Here is a 17777-nt window from a genome sequence, read left to right on the forward strand (position 1 = left end):
GGAGCACGGACACCCGCAGAGGAGGATGCATGAGCGAGGTCGCCACCAGCGAAGGACTCGAGTGGGCGGCCGCCCGCGGCATGGGGGCGCTGGCCGAGAAGATGGGCATGGAGTTCGTCGAGTTCGGCGTCGACCGGTGCGTGGCGACGATGCCGGTGGAGGGCAACACCCAGCCCGTCGGTCTCATGCACGGCGGCGCCTACGTGGTCCTCGGCGAATCGCTCGGCTCGATGGCGGCCAATCTGCACGCAGGAGCGGGCCGCCTCGCCGTCGGCGTCGACATCAACGCCACGCACACCCGGTCGGCCACCTCGGGTGTCGTCACCGGGGTCTGCACGCCCGTGCACCTGGGGCGCAGCATCACGGTGCACGAGATCGTCGTCACCGACGATCAGGGTCGGCGCTGCTCGACGATCCGCATCACCAACATGATCAAGGACGCTCCCGCCGGGCGCTGAGCGGTTCCTCCAGCAGCAGCTGGAACAGGATATGGTCCTGCCACTCCCCCGCGATCCGCAGGTACTTCGGGGCGATGCCGATGCGCTCGAAGCCGGTAGCGGCGAGGACCCGCTGCGAGGCGACGTTGTGCAGCAGCGTCGATGCCTGGAGACGGTGCAGCCGCAGCTCGTCCCGCGCGTGCTCCGCCACGAGGGCGACCGCGCGCCCCGCGAGCCCTCGGCGCAGTCGGGTGGAATCGATCCAGTACCCGAGATCGGCGCTCCAGAACGCACCGCGCACGATGGTGTTCAGGTTGACCCGGCCGCGGATCTCGCCGTCGTCCGAGAGGATAACGAACCGGGAACTCCGGCCGAGGGCGGCCTCGGCGACGCACTGCTGCGCGTTCTGCTCCTGCCATTCCTCGGTGAAGAACGCCTCGGAACGCGCCGGCTCCCACGGGGCGAGGTGCTCTCTGTTCGCGAGATACGCGCGCGCGAGCGCCGCACCGTCGCCGGCGCGGACCGGCCGCAGAACGTGCTCTGCGTCCAGCCGGAGCACCGGAGTGCCTTACTTCTTGGGAGCGAGCTGCTCGATGATCGCCTTGGCGACGTCCTGCATCGTCAGGCGGCGATCCATCGACGCCTTCTGGATCCAGCGGAACGCCTCGGGCTCGCTCAGGCCCATCTTCTCGTTGAGGAGGCCCTTCGCGCGGTCGACGAGCTTGCGGGTCTCGAAGCGCTCGACCATGTCGGCGACCTCGGCCTCGAGGGTGATGATCTGCTCGTGGCGGGCCAGGGCGATCTCGATCGCGGGGAGGAGATCGTTCGGGGTGAAGGGCTTCACGACGTAGGCCAGGGCTCCGGCCTCGCTCGCGCGCTCCACGAGCTCCTTCTGACTGAACGCGGTCAGCAGCACGACCGGGGCGATGTTGCCCTTGTGGAGCTTCTCGGCGGCGCTGATGCCGTCGAGCTGGGGCATCTTCACGTCCATGATGACGAGGTCGGGACGCAGCTCGGTGGCGAGGGCCACCGCCGTCTCGCCGTCGCCGGCCTCGCCGACGACATCGAAGCCGTTGTCGCGGAGGATCTCGACGATGTCGAGACGGATCAGCGACTCGTCTTCGGCGACGACGACGCGTCGGGGTGCGGATGCCGTGGGCTGCTCAGCCTGTTCTTGCTCGGTCACCCCTCCATCCTAACGGAGAGGTCCCCACCACCGGCTGAAGACAGAGGACGCGCGGGGAACCGTCCGTCGTCTGCGCTACAGTCGAAGTCGCGAGACACGGGCCGGCGTGGCGGAATGGCAGACGCGGAGCACTCAAAATGCTTTGTCCGAAAGGGCGTGTGGGTTCGAGTCCCACCGCCGGCACCAGCATCGCGGACCGCTCACCCCGTCACTCGGCGAGGGCGGCGAGTTCGGCCATCACACGGGGGTGGGCGAGGATGCGGAAGTGCCCGCCCGTCTCCAGGACGACGTTCTTGGCCCCGGCGAGCTCACTCCCCTCGGGGATGTGCGGATCGAACGCGGCGTAGATCGAGACGATGCGCGCGTTCACATCGAGCTCCCGCCCCAGCGCGACGATCGAGGGGTCGTCGGGTGAGAACGCCCGCAGCACCCGACCGGGCAGCAGCCGCGCATATCGGGAGCCCCCGAACGGCGTCGCGATGGCGAGCATGCCGCGGATCCGGGCTCCCTCCGGGCCGGTCATCACCAGCTTCCCGGCGAGGCCGCCTTTGCTGTGGGCGACGAGGAACACGCCCGAGAGGTCGTGCGCGCGCAGGTAGTCGGCCACCTGATCGGCCTCATCCTGCACGGGGAACTGGTTGCGGCGCAGCGCATCCACGACATGGACCGGGTGCCCCCGCTCGTGCAGCGCGACGATGAGCGGCTCCAGGAAGCGCCAGGTCTCGTAGACGCCGGCGAGCACCACGATCGGGGCGCGGTCTCCGGTGGTGAAGTCATCCGCCTGGTCACGGCCGAAGAACGATCGGACCTGCCAGAAACCCGCGTAGGCGTAGTCCGCGGCCCACCAGCCCAGAATCCTCAGGACGCTGATCGTGCCCTCCCCCGCCGGATGGGTGCGGCCGGCACCGCCGTCGGCCATGCTCCCGTCGTGTGGGCCAGGATCGCGGAAGCCACCGCCCGGGGCGCGGACTGCTGCGCGACATGATGGTGACCGGGGATCTCCACCAATCGCGAGACGGCCGCCGCGTCGCGCAGGCGCCGGCACCACGCGCGTCCTGCGATCGGATCGTCACTCCCCCGGACGACGAGCACCGGCATGGTGAGAGCCGCGACCCTCTCCTCCAGGGGATACGCGAGCATGTGCCGGACCTGGCGGAGATACCACCGCACGCCGCAGCGCAGGTAGTCGGTGAAGACGACCGTGTTGATCGCGGGGGTCTCGCCGACGGTGTCGACGGCCAGGGCCCGGGCCTGCGCGCCGAGAGTCCGGTGGGCGTCGTCGGTGACGGGACCGATCGTCACGACGGTCCGGACGTACTCGGGATGCCGCAGCGCCGTCTCCACGGCCCACTGCACGCCCATCGAATGTCCGACGAGCACGACCCGGTCGTCGTCGAGGCTCGCCACCACCTGGGCCAGGCCCGCCGCCATTTGCGGGATCGAGACGTCGAACCGGGGCTTGGGCAGGCCGCCGAAGCCCGGGAGGTCGACGGAGACCACTCTGGTCGTGTCCGCGAGCACGGCGTGCAGCCGCGACAGATACCGATGCGACATCCCGATCCCGTGCACGAGGACCACGGTCGGGGCGGTGCTGCCGGCGGGCCGGGGACTCTCCAGGATGCGGAACGTCAGCCCGGAGGTGACGAGGAGACGACGGAGGACCATGGCAGCACGCTAACCGAGGCCGCCGTCACGGCCGAGAGGCTTGACGCACCGGCCCGGAGATGACAGGGAGGGGCGAGGCCGAAGCCCCGCCCCTCCCGGAACGCCCTGCGTCAGACGCCGGCCTTGTAGATCGGCGCGGCGCCGCGGAGCGCATCGCCGACCTTGTGCACGCGCAGGTCGTTCGTGGAACCGATGATCCCGGGAGGGGACCCGGAGATGACGACGACCTTGTCCCCCTCGACGGCGAGGCCGTTCCCGAGGAGGTACTCGTCGACCTGGTGGTACATGAGGTCGGTGTGCTGCACCATGTCGACGAGGGTGGAGCGGAGACCCCAGGTCAGCGCCATACGACGACGGATGCCGGGCTCCGGCGTGAAGGCCAGCATCGGGATGCGGGAGCGCAGACGGGACAGGCGGCGCGCCGAGTCGCCCGACTGCGTGAACACGCACAGGAACTTGGCGTCCACGAACTCCGCGACCTCGAGGGCCGCGAGCGTGATGGCACCACCCTGCGTGCGGGGCTTCGTCGTGAGCGGCAGGATGCGCTCCAGGCCGTGCTCCTCCGTCGACTCGATGATGCGGGCCATCGTCTCGACGACGACGACCGGGTAGTCGCCCACGCTGGTCTCGCCGGAGAGCATGACCGCGTCGGCGCCGTCGAGGACGGCGTTGGCGACATCGGAGGTCTCGGCGCGGGTCGGCACCGGGCTGTTGATCATCGACTCGAGCATCTGCGTCGCCACGATGACAGGCTTCGCGTTGCGACGGGCCAGCTCGACCGCGCGCTTCTGCACGATCGGGACGGCCTCGAGGGGCAGCTCCACGCCGAGGTCGCCGCGGGCGACCATGATGCCGTCGAACGCGTCGACGATCTCTTCGAGGGCGTCGACGGCCTGCGGCTTCTCGATCTTGGCGATCACCGGGACGCGGACGCCCTCCTCCGCCATGATCTCGTGCACGCGGGTCACGTCCGAGGCGTTGCGCACGAACGACAGCGCGATGAGGTCGGCACCGGTCCGGAGGCCCCAGCGGAGGTCCTCCTCGTCCTTCTCGCTGAGCGCGGGGACGTTGACGGCGACGCCGGGCAGGTTGATGCCCTTGTTGTTCGAGACGGCGCCGGCGACGACGACACGCGTGGTGACGGTCACGCCGTCGGTCTCGACGACCTCGACGCGCACCTTGCCGTCGTCGATCAGCAGGAAGTCCCCAGGCTTGACGTCCTGGGGAAGGCCCTTGAACGTGGTGCCGCAGATCTCCTTGTTGCCGATGATGTCCTCGGTGGTGATCTTGAAGATGTCGCCCTTGGCGAGCTCGTACGGTCCGTCCTCGAACCGGCCGAGGCGGATCTTCGGCCCCTGGAGGTCGACGAGGATGGCGACGGCACGACCGGAGTCCTCCGCCGCGCGGCGCACGTTCGCGTAGTTGTTCTCGTGCACGGAGTAATCACCGTGGCTGAGGTTCAGTCGGGCGACGTCCACACCCGCATCGATCAGTGCGCGCACCGTCTCATACGTGGAAGTGGCGGGGCCCAGGGTGGCGACGATTTTCGCGCGTCTCAACATGTCTCCAGGGTAGAAGTGGGGGATTACAAACAGGCGACACTGCCGGCCTCAGCCTACGCGGGCTGGAGGCCGATCGCGACATCGCTCGGGCGCACGGGCTCCGGCAGCACGGTGGTGCCCATGAGGAAGCGGTCGACGTTCGCCGCCGCCGCCCGGCCCTCCGCGATCGCCCAGACGATGAGCGACTGCCCGCGTCCCGCGTCGCCGGCCACGAACACGCCGGGGATCGACGACTCGTAGCTCGCGGCACGACGGAAGGCGCCGCGCTCGGTCACCTCCGGACGGGTGTCCTCGGTGTAGCCGTCCTGCTCCGGTCCGGTGAAGCCCATCGCGATGAGCACCAGGTCGGCCGGGATCTCTCGCTCCGTGCCGCTCTTGGGCACGCGGCGACCGTCGATGTACTCTGTCTCGGCCACGCGCAGTGCGCGGACCTCGCCGACCTCGTTCGACAGGAACTCCACGGTCGAGGCGAGGAAGACCCGCTCCCCGCCCTCCTCGTGCGCCGAGGCCACCTCGAAGATCGTCGGCATCATCGGCCACGGCTGGTGATCCGGGCGCGTTTCGCTCGGCTGCTTGCCGATGGCGAGGTTGGTGACGCTGAGCGCGCCCTGGCGGTGCGCGGTGCCGATGCAGTCGGCGCCCGTGTCGCCGCCGCCGATGACGATGACGTGCTTGCCCTCGGCGGTGATCTGGTCCGGGACGGTGTCGCCGGCGACCGCGTGGTTCGACTCGACGAGGTACTCCATCGCGAAGTGCACGCCGTCGAGGTCGCGACCAGGGATCGGCAGGTCGCGCGGGACCGTAGCGCCAGTGGCGATCACGACCGCGTCGTACCGGGCGCGCAGGTCGGCCCAGGAGATGTCCTTGCCGATCTCGACGCCGGCGCGGAACCGCGTGCCCTCCTCCTGCATCTGGCGCAGGCGGGCTTCGAGCTGGCTTTTCTCCATCTTGAAGTCCGGGATGCCGTACCGCAGCAGGCCGCCGATGCGGTCGTCGCGCTCGAAGACGGCGACGGTGTGCCCCGCGCGGGTGAGCTGCTGGGCGGCCGCGAGACCGGCGGGGCCCGAGCCCACGACGGCCACGGTCTTGCCCGTGAGGCGCTCCGGCGGCTCCGGCTCGACCCAGCCCTTGGCGAAGGCCTCGTCGATGATCGAGACCTCGATCTGCTTGATCGTCACGGCCGGCTGGTTGATGCCGAGGACGCACGAGCTCTCGCACGGCGCCGGGCAGAGGCGACCCGTGAACTCCGGGAAGTTGTTGGTCGCGTGCAGACGCTCGATCGCCGCGCGCCCCTCGCCGCGCCAGGTGAGATCGTTCCACTCGGGGATGAGGTTGCCCAGCGGGCACCCGGAGTGGCAGAAGGGCACGCCGCAGTCCATGCACCGGCCGGCCTGGCGGCGGAGCACGGCCTTGTCGCCGGGCTCGTACACCTCTTTCCAGTCCATGATGCGCACGGGCACCGGACGGCGAGCGGGAAGTTCCCGCTCGGTCACCTTCAGAAAGCCTTTGGGGTCAGCCACCGGTCACCTCCAGGATGCGGTTCCAGACGATGTCGCCGTCGGGGTCGATCCCCTCGGCCAGTGCCTCCTCGCGCATGCTGCGCACGGCGGCGAAGTCACGCGGGAGCACCTTCACGAACTCCGCCGCGCTGGCGTCGAAGTCCTCCAGCAGGGCGGCGGCGCGCGGCGATGCCGTGCGCTCCACGTGCTCCACGAGCAGCCCGCGCAGCACTTCGAGATCGGCGCGGTCCAGCGGCTCCAGCCGGAGCTCGCCGCTGCCGAGCGACTGCGCGTTCACCTTGCCGGTGTCCAGGGCGTGCACGTACGCCACTCCCCCGGACATTCCGGCACCGAAGTTGCGCCCGGTCGAACCCAGGATCACCGCGAGGCCGCCGGTCATGTACTCGAGCGCGTGGTCGCCCACGCCCTCGACCACCGCGGTCGCACCGGAGTTGCGGACGAGGAAGCGCTCGCCCACCACGCCGGAGACGAACATGGTGCCGGATGTGGCGCCGTATCCGATCACGTTGCCCGCGATGACGTTCTCGTGCGGAGCGATCGCGGAGCCGCGCGGCGGCCGGATCGTGATGTCGCCGCCGGAGAGGCCCTTGCCGACGTAGTCGTTCGCGTCGCCCTCCAGCCGGAGGATGATGCCCGGCGGCAGGAACGCGCCGAGCGATTGGCCCGCTGTGCCGGTGAGGGTGACGTCGATCGTCTCCTTCGGCAGTCCGGTGGCGCCGTGGCGCGAGGTCACCTGATGGCCGAGCATCGTACCGACCGCGCGCTCGGTGTTGGCGATCGGGAGCTCCGCCATGACGGGCTCTCCGTTCAGCAGCGCCGCCTTCGCGATGTCGATGAGCTGCACGTCGAAGTGCTTGTCGAGCTCGTGGTCCTGGGCGCGGCCGCTGCGACGCGGCTCGCCAGCCGGGAACGCCGGTCCCTCCAGCACCGGGCTGAGGTCGAGCCCCTCGGCCTTCCAGTGCGCGATCGCCGCGTTGGTCTCCAGCAGCTCGGTGCGGCCGACGATCTCGTCGATCGAGCGGTAACCGAGCTCGGCGAGCAGCTCGCGCACCTCCTCCGCGATGAACTCCATGAAGTTCACCACGAACTCGGGCTTGCCGGTGAAGCGGTCGCGAAGGACGGGGTTCTGGGTGGCGACGCCCACCGGGCAGGTGTCGAGGTGGCAGACGCGCATCATGATGCAGCCGCTGACCACGAGGGGTGCGGTGGCGAAGCCGAACTCCTCGGCACCGAGCAGGGCGCCGATGATGACGTCGCGCCCGGTCTTGAGCTGACCATCGACCTGCACGACGACGCGGTCGCGCATGCCGTTGAGCATGAGCGTCTGCTGCGTCTCGGCGAGCCCGAGCTCCCACGGCGTTCCCGCGTGCTTCAGCGAGTTCAGCGGGCTCGCGCCCGTACCGCCGTCGTGACCGGACACGAGGATGACGTCGCTGAGCGCCTTGGCGACACCGGCCGAGACCGCGCCGATGCCGGACTGGCTGACGAGCTTCGTGTGGATACGGGCCTCGGGGTTGGCCCGCTTCAGGTCGAAAATGAGCTGCTTGAGGTCTTCGATCGAGTAGATGTCGTGATGCGGCGGCGGCGAGATGAGGCCGACCCCCGCGGTGGCGTGGCGGGTGCGCGCGACCCACGGGTACACCTTGGTCGGCGGGAGCTGGCCGCCCTCACCGGGCTTGGCGCCCTGGGCGAGCTTGATCTGGATGTCGTCGGCCTCGGTGAGGTAGAGGCTCGTGACGCCGAACCGGCCGGAGGCGACCTGCTTGATCGCGCTGCGCCGCTCGGGGTCGACGAGACGGTCGGGGTCTTCCCCGCCCTCCCCCGTGTTCGACTTGCCGCCGATCCGGTTCATCGCGATCGCGAGCGTCTCGTGCGCCTCCTTGGAGATGGAGCCGTAGCTCATCGCCCCCGTGGAGAAGCGCTTGACGATCGCCGAGACGGGCTCGACCTCGTCCAGCGGCACGGGCTTGCGCGTGCCGGTCCGCAGCGAGAACAGGCCGCGCAGCGTCTTCAGCTCCGCCGCCTGGTCGTCGACGAGCTTCGTGTACTCGCGGAAGATGTCGTAGCGGCGGGTCCGCGTGGAGTGCTGGAGCTTGAACACCGTCTCCGGGTTGAAGAGGTGCGGAGAGCCGTCGCGACGCCACTGGTACTCGCCTCCGGTCCACAGGCGCTCATGAGCACGGGCTGCGGCGTCCTCCGGGTACGCGTAGTCGTGGCGGGCCTGGTTCTCGGCGAAGATCTCCTCGATCCCGATGCCGCCCAGCTTCGACTCGGTACGCGTGAAATAGGCGTCGATGAACTCCTGGCTCAGGCCGACCGCCTCGAACACCTGCGCGCCCGCATAGGACGACACCGTGGAGATGCCCATCTTCGACATGATCTTCAGCACGCCCTTGCCGAGCGCGTAGATGAGGTTCTTCACGGCCTTCTCCGGGGAGATGCCCGTGATGTAGCCGGTGCGCACGAGGTGCTCGACCGTCTCCATGGCCAGGTAGGGGTTGATCGCGGAGGCACCGTAGCCGATGAGCGTCGCGACATGGTGCACCTCGCGCACGTCGCCGGCCTCGACGATCAGACCGACCTTCATCCGGTTCTCGCGCCGGATGAGGTGGTGGTGGATGGCAGACACCATGAGCAGCGACGGGATCGGGACGAGGTCCTTGTTCGAGTCGCGGTCGGACAGGATGATGAACTCCGCACCGTCCTCGATGGCCTGATCGACCTCGGCGCACATCTCGGTGAGGCGCTCGGCGAGGGTGTGGGGTCCTGCGTCGAAGTGGTAGAGGCCGCGGATCGTGGCGCTCGAACGCCCGGGCAGGGCCTTGTCGATGTGCCGGATCTTCGCCAGCTCGTCGTTGTCGATGACCGGGAAGTCGAGCGACACCGTGCGCGTGTGCTCCGGACCCCAGGTGAGGAGGTTGACCTCAGGGCCCAGACCGAGCTTGAGGCTCGTGACGACCTCTTCGCGGATCGAGTCGAGCGGCGGGTTGGTCACCTGCGCGAACTGCTGCGTGAAGTAGTCGAAGAGCAGCCGCGGGCGCTTGCTGAGCACGGCGATCGGGGTGTCCGATCCCATGGCGCCCAGAGGCTCCACGCCCGTCTGGCCCATCGGGGTGAGGAGGATGCGGACCTCCTCCTCGGTGTAGCCGAAGGTGCGCTGTCGCCGGGTGATGGAGGCCGGCGGGTGCACGATGTGCTCCCGCTCGGGGAGGTCGGCCAGGCGGACGGAACCGGCGTCGAGCCACTCCTGCCACGGGTGCATCGTCGCGAGATCGTGCTTGATCTCCTCATCCTCGACGATCCGGCGCTGAGCCGTGTCGACGAGGAACATCTTGCCGGGCTGCAGCCGGCCGCGGCGCTTGATGCGCTCCGGCTCGAAGTGCAGGACACCGGTCTCGGAGCCGATGACGACGAGCCCGTCGGTGGTCTCCGTCCAGCGTCCGGGGCGCAGGCCGTTGCGGTCCAGGGTCGCACCGACGAGCGTGCCGTCGGTGAAGATGAGGGCGGCCGGGCCGTCCCACGGCTCCATCTGGTTGGAGTGGTACTCGTAGAACGCGCGCAGCTCCGGCGAGATGTCGGCCTGCTTCTCGTACGCCTCCGGCACCATCATCATGATCGCGTGCGGCAGGCTGCGGCCGGTGAGGGTGAGCAGCTCCAGCACCTCGTCGAATGAGGCGGAGTCGCTGGCGCCGTCCGTGCAGATGGGCAGCAGGGGCGAGATGTCGCCGAGGAGCTCGGACTCGAGCTGCGACTGGCGGGCGCGCATCCAGTTACGGTTGCCGCCGACGGTGTTGATCTCGCCGTTGTGGGCCAGCATCCGCAGCGGCTGCGCGAGCGGCCACGACGGGAACGTGTTCGTCGAGTACCGCGAATGCACGACGGCGAGCTCGGAGGCGAAGCGCTCGTCCTGCAGATCCGGGTAGAACGGCTCGAGCTGGAGCGTGGTGACCATGCCCTTGTAGCCGAGCGTGCGGCTGGACAGGGAGACGAAGTAGGCGCCGAGCTCGTGGCCCGCGCGCTTGCGCAGACGGTAGGCGACGCGGTCGAGCGCGATGCCGGTCAGCGGCGCATCGGCGAGGGTGGCGCCGCCTGCGCTCACGAAGAGCTGCTCGAAGGCGGGACGGGCCTCGTCGGCGAGCTTGCCGAGGTTCTCGTTGGCTGTGGGGACCTCGCGCCAGCCGAGGACGCGGAGCCCCTCCGCGCGGGCGATCTTCTCGATCCCGGCCTTCTGCTGGCGGCGCTCGCTCGAATCGCGAGGCAGGAAGGCCAGCCCGGCCGCGTACTCCCCCACGGGCGGCAGTTCGAAGCCGGTGACCGCGCGGAGGAAGGCGTCCGGCATCTGGGTGAGGATGCCGGCTCCGTCCCCGGTGCCCGCGTCGGACCCGATGGCCCCGCGGTGCTCCAGGTTGCGCAGGGCCTCGAGGGCCAGCGCGATGATGTCGTGCCCGGCTTCGCCGCGCAGCGTTGCGACCATGGCCAGGCCGCAGGCGTCCTTCTCGAACGCCGGGTTGTACATGCCCTGCTTCGGGGGGTATGCGCCGGAGGCGCCGTAAGGGGGCTGGAAGTACACCAGTTACCGTCCTCAGATCTTCAGTGAAACCCGGGGACGTCGTCGGCCCGCTCGTTCAGTGCAATGGTTCTCCCGCCGCGAGTCGGCGTTATCGGGAGCCGTCCCCGCTCGAGGGAGCAGCGCTTGTGGCAGTGGCTCCGGCGGCGACTTCTTCGGCCGGAGGCTCGCTCACGTCCACGAAATCAGAGGGATTGTCCTGCGATTGTACATCAGCGTCCAGGTCCTTCCGTCCGCGGCCCGGCCGGTACGGCGACGGCTCGAGGCCGGGGTGACGACGGGTCTGCACCACGAGGATGACCAGTCCCACCACCACGCCGATGATCGCGGCCCAGACGTTGCTGCGCAGACCGAGGATGATCTCGCTCGGGTCGATGCGGATCGACTCCCACAGGATGCGTCCGGCGCTGTACCAGATGAGGTAGATCGCGAAGAGGCGACCCCACTGGAAGAACAGCTTGCGTCCGAGCCACAGCAGCACGAGGACGCCGAGGCCGTTCCAGATGACCTCATACAGGAAGGTGGGGTGGAACAGGGTGCCCTCGGGGAGACCGGGAGGGAAGGCCGAGTTGTCGGACGGGATCTCCAGTCCCCACGGCAGGTCGGTCGGCAGGCCGTAGAGCTCCTTGTTGAACCAGTTGCCGAACCGGCCCATCGCCTGCGCGAGGAGCAGGCCGGGAGCCAGCGCGTCCGCGAACGTCCAGAAGCGGATACCCGTCCACCGGCAGCCCAGGTAGGCGCCGACGGCACCGCCGATGAGCGCCCCGAAGATGGCGATGCCACCCTCCCAGATCGCCCAGACGGAGCCGGGCTCGAAGGGGTTCCAGGTGTTCTTGCCCTCGCCGAAGTAGAAGTTCGGGTGGGTGAGCACGTGGAAGATACGCGCGCCGATGATCGCGAGCGGCACCGCGAGGATGGAGATGTCGATGACCACCCACGGCTCTGCGCCGCGCTTGGTGAGACGGTGGTTCGTCATCAGCACGGCGACGATGATGCCGGCGATGATGCACAACGCGTAGAAGTGGATCCGGAGCGGGCCGAGATCGATGTACGACACGGACGGACTCGGGATGCTGGCGAGCACGCCGGCGGCGGTGCTGTGGAGCGCGGAGGACATGAGTGCGATCCTACTTCTCTGAGACGAAGCGCGCCGACGCGGTGCCGGCGGCCAGGGTTCGGGTGACTTCGGCGAGGGCCGGCACGCCGCCGTCGCGGAGGGCGCGGACGAGAGCGGTGCCCACGATGGCGCCGTCGGCGTACTCGGACACGCCCGCGATCTGCTCCGGCGTCGAGATGCCGATGCCCACGCAGGCGCGGCGGGCGCCGTGGTCGCGGAGCCGCGACACGAGGGTGCGCGCCGCGCGGTCGAGCTCGGCCCGCTCCCCCGTGATCCCCATGGTCGAGACGGTGTAGACGAAGCCCGTCGAGGACCGCACGACGAGGTCGAGGCGCTCGTCGGACGAGGTCGGAGCCGCGAGGAAGACCCGATCGAGACCGAGCCGCTCGCTGGCCGCGATCCACTCGCCGGCGGCCTCCGGCGTGATGTCCGGGGTGATCAGACCCGCGCCGCCCGCGGCGAGCAGGTCCTCGGCATAGCGGTCCACCCCGTACTGCAGCACCGGGTTCCAGTAGGTCATCACGAGGACGGGGACGTCGGTGGCAGCGGTGATCGCACGGATCGCCGTGAAGAGGTCCTTCATCCGGAAGCCTGCAGCGAGGGCCTTGGTCGTCGCCTCCTGGATGATGGCGCCGTCCATGACGGGATCGCTGTAGGGCGGGCCGAGCTCGATGATGTCCACGCCGTTCTCGGCGAGGGCGATCGCCGCCTGGATGCTGGTCTCCAGGTCGGGGAAGCCGACGGGCAGGTAGCCGACGAAGGCGCTGCGGCCGGCGTCGTGTGCGCGCTGGATGGCCTGTTCGACGCGGCTCACAGCTGCGGCTCTCCCTTCGAGGCCGCGTCCTCGGCGGCGCTCTCGTCGGACACATCGTGCGCGAGGGCGTCCTCGTCGTAGAGCTCGAAGTACCGCGCGGCAGTGTCCATGTCCTTGTCCCCGCGGCCGGAGAGGCAGATGGCGATCAGGCCGTCCGGGCCGAGCTCGCGGCCGATCCGCAGCGCGCCGGCGAGGGCATGGGCAGACTCGATGGCGGGGATGATCCCCTCGGTCCGGCTGAGCAGCCGCAGGGCCTGCATCGCCTCGTCGTCGGTGGCCGGGATGTACTCGGCGCGACCGATGTCGGCCAGCCAGGAGTGCTCGGGGCCCACGCCCGGGTAGTCGAGACCCGCGGAGATCGAGTGCGATTCGACGGTCTGGCCGTCTTCGTCCTGCAGCACGTACGTCTTCGCGCCGTGCAGCACGCCGGGGCGGCCGCGTTCGATGGACGCAGCGTGCTTGTCGGTGTCGACGCCGTCGCCCGCCGCCTCCACGCCGTACAGACGCACGCCCTCGTCGTCCAGGAACGCGTCGAACATGCCGATCGCGTTGGACCCGCCGCCGACACAGGCGACGACCGCGTCCGGGAGCCGGCCGACCTCGTCCAGGATCTGGGCGCGCGCCTCCTCCCCGATGATCTTCTGGAAGTCGCGGACCATCGCCGGGAACGGGTGCGGGCCCGCGGCGGTGCCGAAGATGTAGTTGGTGGTCTCGACCGAGGCCACCCAGTCGCGGTAGGCGTCGTTGATCGCGTCCTTCAACGTGCGCGAGCCCGAGGTGACCGCGACGACCTCGGCGCCCAGCAGACGCATGCGGGCGACGTTCAGCGCCTGCCGCTCGGTGTCGACCTCGCCCATGTAGATGGTGCAGTCCAGGCCGAACAGCGCGGCGGCGGTCGCCGTGGCGACGCCGTGCTGACCCGCTCCGGTCTCGGCGATGACCCGGGTCTTGCCGAGGCGCTTGGTGAGCAGCGCCTGGCCCAGCACGTTGTTGATCTTGTGCGAACCAGTGTGGTTGAGGTCCTCGCGCTTGAGGAAGACCCGCGCGCCCCCTGCGTGCTCGGCGAACCGGGGCACCTCGGTGAGCGCGGAGGGGCGCCCGGCGTAGGAGGACAGCAGATGGGCCAGCTCGGCTCGGAACTCCGGGTCGGCGATGGCCTCCTCGTAGGCGACCGTCAGCTCGTCGATCGCGGCCACGAGAGACTCCGGCATGTACCGTCCGCCGAAGTCGCCGAAGAACGGACCGTGCTGGTCGCGCAGACTCACTTCGCCTCCAGGAAGCTCTCGAGAGTGGCGACCGGGTCTCCGGTCACCAGGGCCTCGCCGATCAGCACGACGTCGGCACCGGCCGAACGGTAGTGCGCGACATCGGCGGGGGTGAGCACCGCGGACTCCGCGATCTTGATCGCCGAGTCGGGGATGCGGTCCACGAGCCGGCCGAACAGATCGCGGTCGAGCTCGAGGGTCTTGAGGTTGCGGGCGTTCACGCCGATCAGGGCGGCGCCGAGGTCGATCGCGGCCTCCAGCTCCTCCGCCGAGTGGGTCTCCACGAGCGGCGTCATGCCGAGCTCGAGGATGAACCCGTAGAGGTCACGCAGGACGTCCGGCTCCAGGCCCGCCACGATCAGGAGGACGAGATCGGCACCGGCGGCACGCGCCTCCAGCACCTGGTACCGGGTGGCGATGAAGTCCTTGCGCAGCACGGGCAGCGAGACCCGGGCGGTGACCGCCTCCAGATCGGCGAGACTGCCGCCGAAGCGGCGCTCCTCGGTGAGGACGCTGATCGCGGAGGCGCCGCCGGTCTCGTAGAGCGCGGCCTGGTGCGCGGGATCCGGGATCTCCGCGAGGGCACCGCGGGACGGACTCGCCCGCTTCACCTCGGCGATGATCTTCACCCGGTCGGCGGGAGCGAGAAAGGACAGCGCGTCCTTCGCCGCGGGGCGCGCGAGGGCGTCACGCTCGACGACCACGAGCGGACGGGACTGGGAGCGACGCTCGGCGTCTGCGACAGCGCCGGCCGTCAGGTCGGCGAGGACCACTAGTGCGCCTTCGGAGCGTACTTGGGACCCTTCACGCCGTAGCCCGCCTTCGCGAGCACCCAGCCGACGATCGCCCCGATCGGGATCAGTGCGGCGGCGATCCACACCAGGGTCGGCTGCTCGAAGCAGAACGCGACGGTCGCGGCGGCGAAGCCGACGAGCATGATCACGACGGCGGTCCAGGCCGCAGGCGAGTGTCCGTGGCCGGGGTCAGCGATCGGGTTGGTCATGTTCTCCTCCGGGGGACGACGTGGGATCTGGATTCAGTCTATCGGGGTCAGCGTGTCGGGTCGGACCCGCGGGACAGCTCGTCCCAGGAATCGACCGCGTCGACGGGGCCGTCGTGCGGCGCACCGGTCGGCGCGTCGGTACGGTAGCGGCGGCCGCCGACCTTCCAGCGCCGCCAGGTGGTCAGCACGAGGACGGCGGCGGCGAGCAGGATCACCCAGCCGATGAGGGAGAGGAACGGCCAGGCCGACGGCACGATGCTCGCCGCGACCTCGTGGACTGCTCCGCTTCCGGCGAGTCCCGTCGTGTCGGTGACCGTCGCAGCGACAGCGCCGTAAGCGTCGCCGAGGAGGAGCTGCAGCGTGGACCAGCCCAGGAACAGCGCTGCCGCGGCTGCCAGGACCCCGAAGACGACGCGCACGACCCGGCCGGCGATCGCGAGGGCGGCACCGAGCGCCAGGACCGCGAGGCTCAGCGGGGCGAGGAGCACGAGGGCGGAGGCACCGGGGACGAGGATGTCCTCCCCCGCGTCCGCCCGCTGCACCGTGAACCAGGTCTGCGTGGAGGAGATGATCCCGATGGCGCCGGCCAGCAGGAACCCCGTCACGGAGAGGGAGCGTCCGCGCTGCGCGATGCTCACGAGGCGCTCACCCCGTCGACGGCATCCAGGTCGGTGGTATCGAAGCACGTCCGCGTCCCGGTGTGGCACGCGGGTCCGGTCTGGTCGACGAGGAGCAGGAGCGCATCCCCGTCGCAGTCGAGGCGGGCCTCCCGCACGACCTGGATGTGCCCGGACGTGTCTCCCTTGCGCCAGTACTCCTGGCGGGAGCGGGACCAGTACGTCGCGCGTCCCGAGGTGAGCGTGCGGCGCAGCGCCTCGGCGTCCACCCACGCGAGCATGAGCACCTCACGCGAATCCCACTGCTGCACGATGATCGGGGCGAGCCCATCGTCGTTGAAGGCGACCTGCGCGATGCGGTCGTCGATGGAGACCTGGTCCTGCTTCGGCGTGTCGGTCATCGGACGAGCACTCCTTCCGCGCGCAGCGCTTCCTTCACATCGCCGACGGTCAGGGCCCCGGTGTGGAACACGCTCGCCGCGAGCACGGCGTCGGCCCCCGCCTTGATGGCCGGAGCGAAGTCCGTCGCGCGTCCGGCACCGCCGGAGGCGATCACGGGGATCGGCGCCACCTCGCGCATGAGGCGGACGAGCTCGAGATCGAAGCCGTCGCGGGTGCCGTCGGCGTCGATCGAGTTCACGAGCAGCTCCCCCGCGCCGCGCTCGGAGGCCTCGCGCGCCCAGTCGAGCGCATCCAGCGTGGTCTGCGTGCGGCCGCCGTGCGTGGTGACGACGAAGCCGGATCGCGTGGTGTCGGCGCGCTTGACGTCGAGCGAGAGCACGAGCACCTGGGCACCGAAGCGATCCGCGATCTCGCCGATGAGCTCGGGACGGGCGATCGCCGCCGAGTTCACGCCGACCTTGTCCGCACCGACCGCGAGGAGCCGCGCGACGTCGTCGACGCTGCGCACCCCGCCGCCCACCGTCAGTGGCACGAAGACCTGCTCCGCGGTGCGCTGCACGACGTCGTAGGTCGTGGCCCGCGCATCCACCGTCGCGGTGACGTCCAGGAACGTGATCTCGTCGGCGCCCTGGGCGGCGTAGTGGCGGGCGAGCTCGACCGGATCGCCCATGTCCCGGAGGTTCTCGAAGTTGACGCCCTTGACGACGCGGCCGTCCGCGACGTCCAGGCACGGGATGACGCGACTCGCGAGGGTCATCAGAGCCTCGCCGCGTGGATCGCCGTGACGAGGATGGCCCGGGCGCCGAGGGCGTACAGGTCGTCCATCACCTGGTTGACCCGGCGACGCGGGATCATGACGCGCACGGCCACCCAGGCCGGGTCGCGGAGCGGCGAGATCGTCGCGGACTCGCGACCCGGGGCGATGGCCACCGCCTGATCGACGAGCTCGGTGGGGAGGTCGTAGTCGAGGAGCACGTAGCGACGCGCCACCATCACTCCGCGGAGCCGGCGCAGCAGCGTGTCCACGCCGTCGGCCTCGCCGGGACGGCTGATCAGCACCGCCTCGGACTCCAGGATCACGGGGCCGAAGATCTCCAGCCCGGCCTGCCGGAGGGTGGTCCCGGTGGACACGACATCGGCGACCGCGTCGGCGACACCGAGGCGCACCGCGGACTCGACGGCCCCGTCGAGCTGCACGAGCTCCGCGTTCACACCCTGGTCGCGGAGGAAGGAGCCGACCAGACCAGGGTAGGCCGAGGCCACGCGGACGCCGTCGAGATCCTGGACGGAGGTGAAGCGTCCCGGAGGACCGGCGAAGCGGAACGTGGACGCCCCGAAGCCGAGCTGCTCGATCTCGCGCGCCGGCTGCTGCACGTCGAGGAGGAGATCACGACCGGTGATCCCGACGTCGAGGGCGCCGGAGGCCACGTAGGTGGCGATGTCGCGCGGGCGGAGGAAGAAGAACTCGACGTCGTTCTCGGCGTCGATGACATGGAGGGTCTTGGGGTCGCGGCGGCCGGCGTAGCCCGCCTCCGCGAGCATCTCGGCGGCGGTGTCGGACAGCGAGCCCTTGTTGGGAACGGCGATGCGCAGCATGAACGGCTTTCAGTTCGAAGGAGTGG

At 70.0% G+C, this 17777-nt stretch carries 17 protein-coding genes and 1 tRNA gene; 2 read left to right on the forward strand and 16 right to left on the reverse strand.

Annotation, left to right across the window (positions count from 1 at the left end; translation table 11 throughout):
- Positions 1–29: 29 nt before the first annotated feature.
- Positions 30–458, forward strand: a complete 429-nt coding sequence (locus tag BLU02_RS01670; protein ID WP_060921657.1) for a hotdog fold thioesterase — start codon at positions 30–32, stop codon at positions 456–458.
- Here the strand turns inward: BLU02_RS01670 and BLU02_RS01675 are convergent.
- Entirely contained in the window at positions 433–996 is a 564-nt protein-coding gene (locus BLU02_RS01675) for a GNAT family N-acetyltransferase (protein ID WP_060921658.1), read from the reverse strand. The two genes, BLU02_RS01670 and BLU02_RS01675, sit on opposite strands and share 26 nt — an antisense overlap.
- Positions 997–1005: 9 nt before the next feature.
- A complete protein-coding gene (locus tag BLU02_RS01680) occupies positions 1006–1623 on the reverse strand; it encodes an ANTAR domain-containing response regulator (protein WP_025103469.1) in 618 nt (205 codons plus the stop codon).
- Between the two features lie 100 nt (positions 1624–1723).
- Between BLU02_RS01680 and BLU02_RS01685 the strand changes: the two genes are divergently transcribed.
- Positions 1724–1809, forward strand: a tRNA-Leu gene (locus tag BLU02_RS01685).
- A 22-nt stretch (positions 1810–1831) separates the two neighbouring features.
- Here BLU02_RS01685 and BLU02_RS01690 read toward each other — a convergent pair.
- From BLU02_RS01690 to hisG, 14 genes are all read right to left on the reverse strand, one after another.
- Positions 1832–2542 carry an esterase/lipase family protein gene (locus BLU02_RS01690; protein ID WP_051582192.1) on the reverse strand — a complete coding sequence of 237 codons (711 nt, stop codon included), beginning with the start codon at positions 2540–2542 and terminating at the stop codon, positions 1832–1834.
- Positions 2482–3288, reverse strand: coding sequence for an alpha/beta fold hydrolase (locus BLU02_RS01695; RefSeq protein ID WP_060921659.1), 807 nt, complete (start codon positions 3286–3288; stop codon positions 2482–2484). The genes BLU02_RS01690 and BLU02_RS01695 overlap by 61 nt, the downstream gene beginning before the upstream one ends.
- 110 nt (positions 3289–3398) lie before the next feature.
- Positions 3399–4847, reverse strand: a complete 1449-nt coding sequence (gene pyk, locus BLU02_RS01700; RefSeq protein WP_025103472.1) for a pyruvate kinase — start codon at positions 4845–4847, stop codon at positions 3399–3401.
- A gap of 56 nt (positions 4848–4903) precedes the next feature.
- Positions 4904–6370, reverse strand: coding sequence for a glutamate synthase subunit beta (locus tag BLU02_RS01705; RefSeq protein WP_060921660.1), 1467 nt, complete (start codon positions 6368–6370; stop codon positions 4904–4906).
- Entirely contained in the window at positions 6363–10886 is a 4524-nt protein-coding gene (gene gltB / locus BLU02_RS01710; RefSeq protein WP_157547080.1) for a glutamate synthase large subunit, read from the reverse strand. Before gltB ends, BLU02_RS01705 begins: the two co-directional genes overlap by 8 nt.
- Positions 10887–11028: 142 nt before the next feature.
- Entirely contained in the window at positions 11029–12054 is a 1026-nt protein-coding gene (gene lgt, locus BLU02_RS01715) for a prolipoprotein diacylglyceryl transferase (RefSeq protein WP_060921662.1), read from the reverse strand.
- A gap of 10 nt (positions 12055–12064) precedes the next feature.
- Positions 12065–12868, reverse strand: coding sequence for a tryptophan synthase subunit alpha (gene trpA, locus BLU02_RS01720; protein WP_083370860.1), 804 nt, complete (start codon positions 12866–12868; stop codon positions 12065–12067).
- Positions 12865–14133 (reverse strand): tryptophan synthase subunit beta, encoded by a 1269-nt coding sequence (gene trpB / locus BLU02_RS01725; RefSeq protein ID WP_060923191.1) that lies wholly within the window; start codon positions 14131–14133, stop codon positions 12865–12867. Before trpB ends, trpA begins: the two co-directional genes overlap by 4 nt.
- Positions 14130–14906 carry an indole-3-glycerol phosphate synthase TrpC gene (trpC, locus tag BLU02_RS01730; RefSeq protein WP_060923192.1) on the reverse strand — a complete coding sequence of 259 codons (777 nt, stop codon included), beginning with the start codon at positions 14904–14906 and terminating at the stop codon, positions 14130–14132. Before trpC ends, trpB begins: the two co-directional genes overlap by 4 nt.
- Positions 14906–15136: an HGxxPAAW family protein gene (locus tag BLU02_RS01735; RefSeq protein ID WP_025103479.1), complete on the reverse strand. Its 231-nt coding sequence runs from the start codon at positions 15134–15136 to the stop codon at positions 14906–14908. The genes trpC and BLU02_RS01735 overlap by 1 nt, the downstream gene beginning before the upstream one ends.
- A 47-nt stretch (positions 15137–15183) precedes the next feature.
- A complete protein-coding gene (locus BLU02_RS01740; RefSeq protein WP_060923193.1) occupies positions 15184–15774 on the reverse strand; it encodes a Trp biosynthesis-associated membrane protein in 591 nt (196 codons plus the stop codon).
- Entirely contained in the window at positions 15771–16154 is a 384-nt protein-coding gene (gene hisI / locus BLU02_RS01745; protein WP_060923194.1) for a phosphoribosyl-AMP cyclohydrolase, read from the reverse strand. Before hisI ends, BLU02_RS01740 begins: the two co-directional genes overlap by 4 nt.
- Complete coding sequence (hisF, locus tag BLU02_RS01750; RefSeq protein WP_060923195.1) at positions 16151–16912, reverse strand: imidazole glycerol phosphate synthase subunit HisF; 762 nt, start codon at positions 16910–16912, stop codon at positions 16151–16153. The genes hisI and hisF overlap by 4 nt, the downstream gene beginning before the upstream one ends.
- Positions 16912–17751, reverse strand: coding sequence for an ATP phosphoribosyltransferase (hisG, locus tag BLU02_RS01755; protein ID WP_060923196.1), 840 nt, complete (start codon positions 17749–17751; stop codon positions 16912–16914). Before hisG ends, hisF begins: the two co-directional genes overlap by 1 nt.
- Positions 17752–17777 lie beyond the last annotated feature (26 nt).

It is taken from the genome of Microbacterium paraoxydans (assembly GCF_900105335.1).
GTDB classification, from domain to species: Bacteria; Actinomycetota; Actinomycetes; order Actinomycetales; family Microbacteriaceae; genus Microbacterium; species Microbacterium paraoxydans.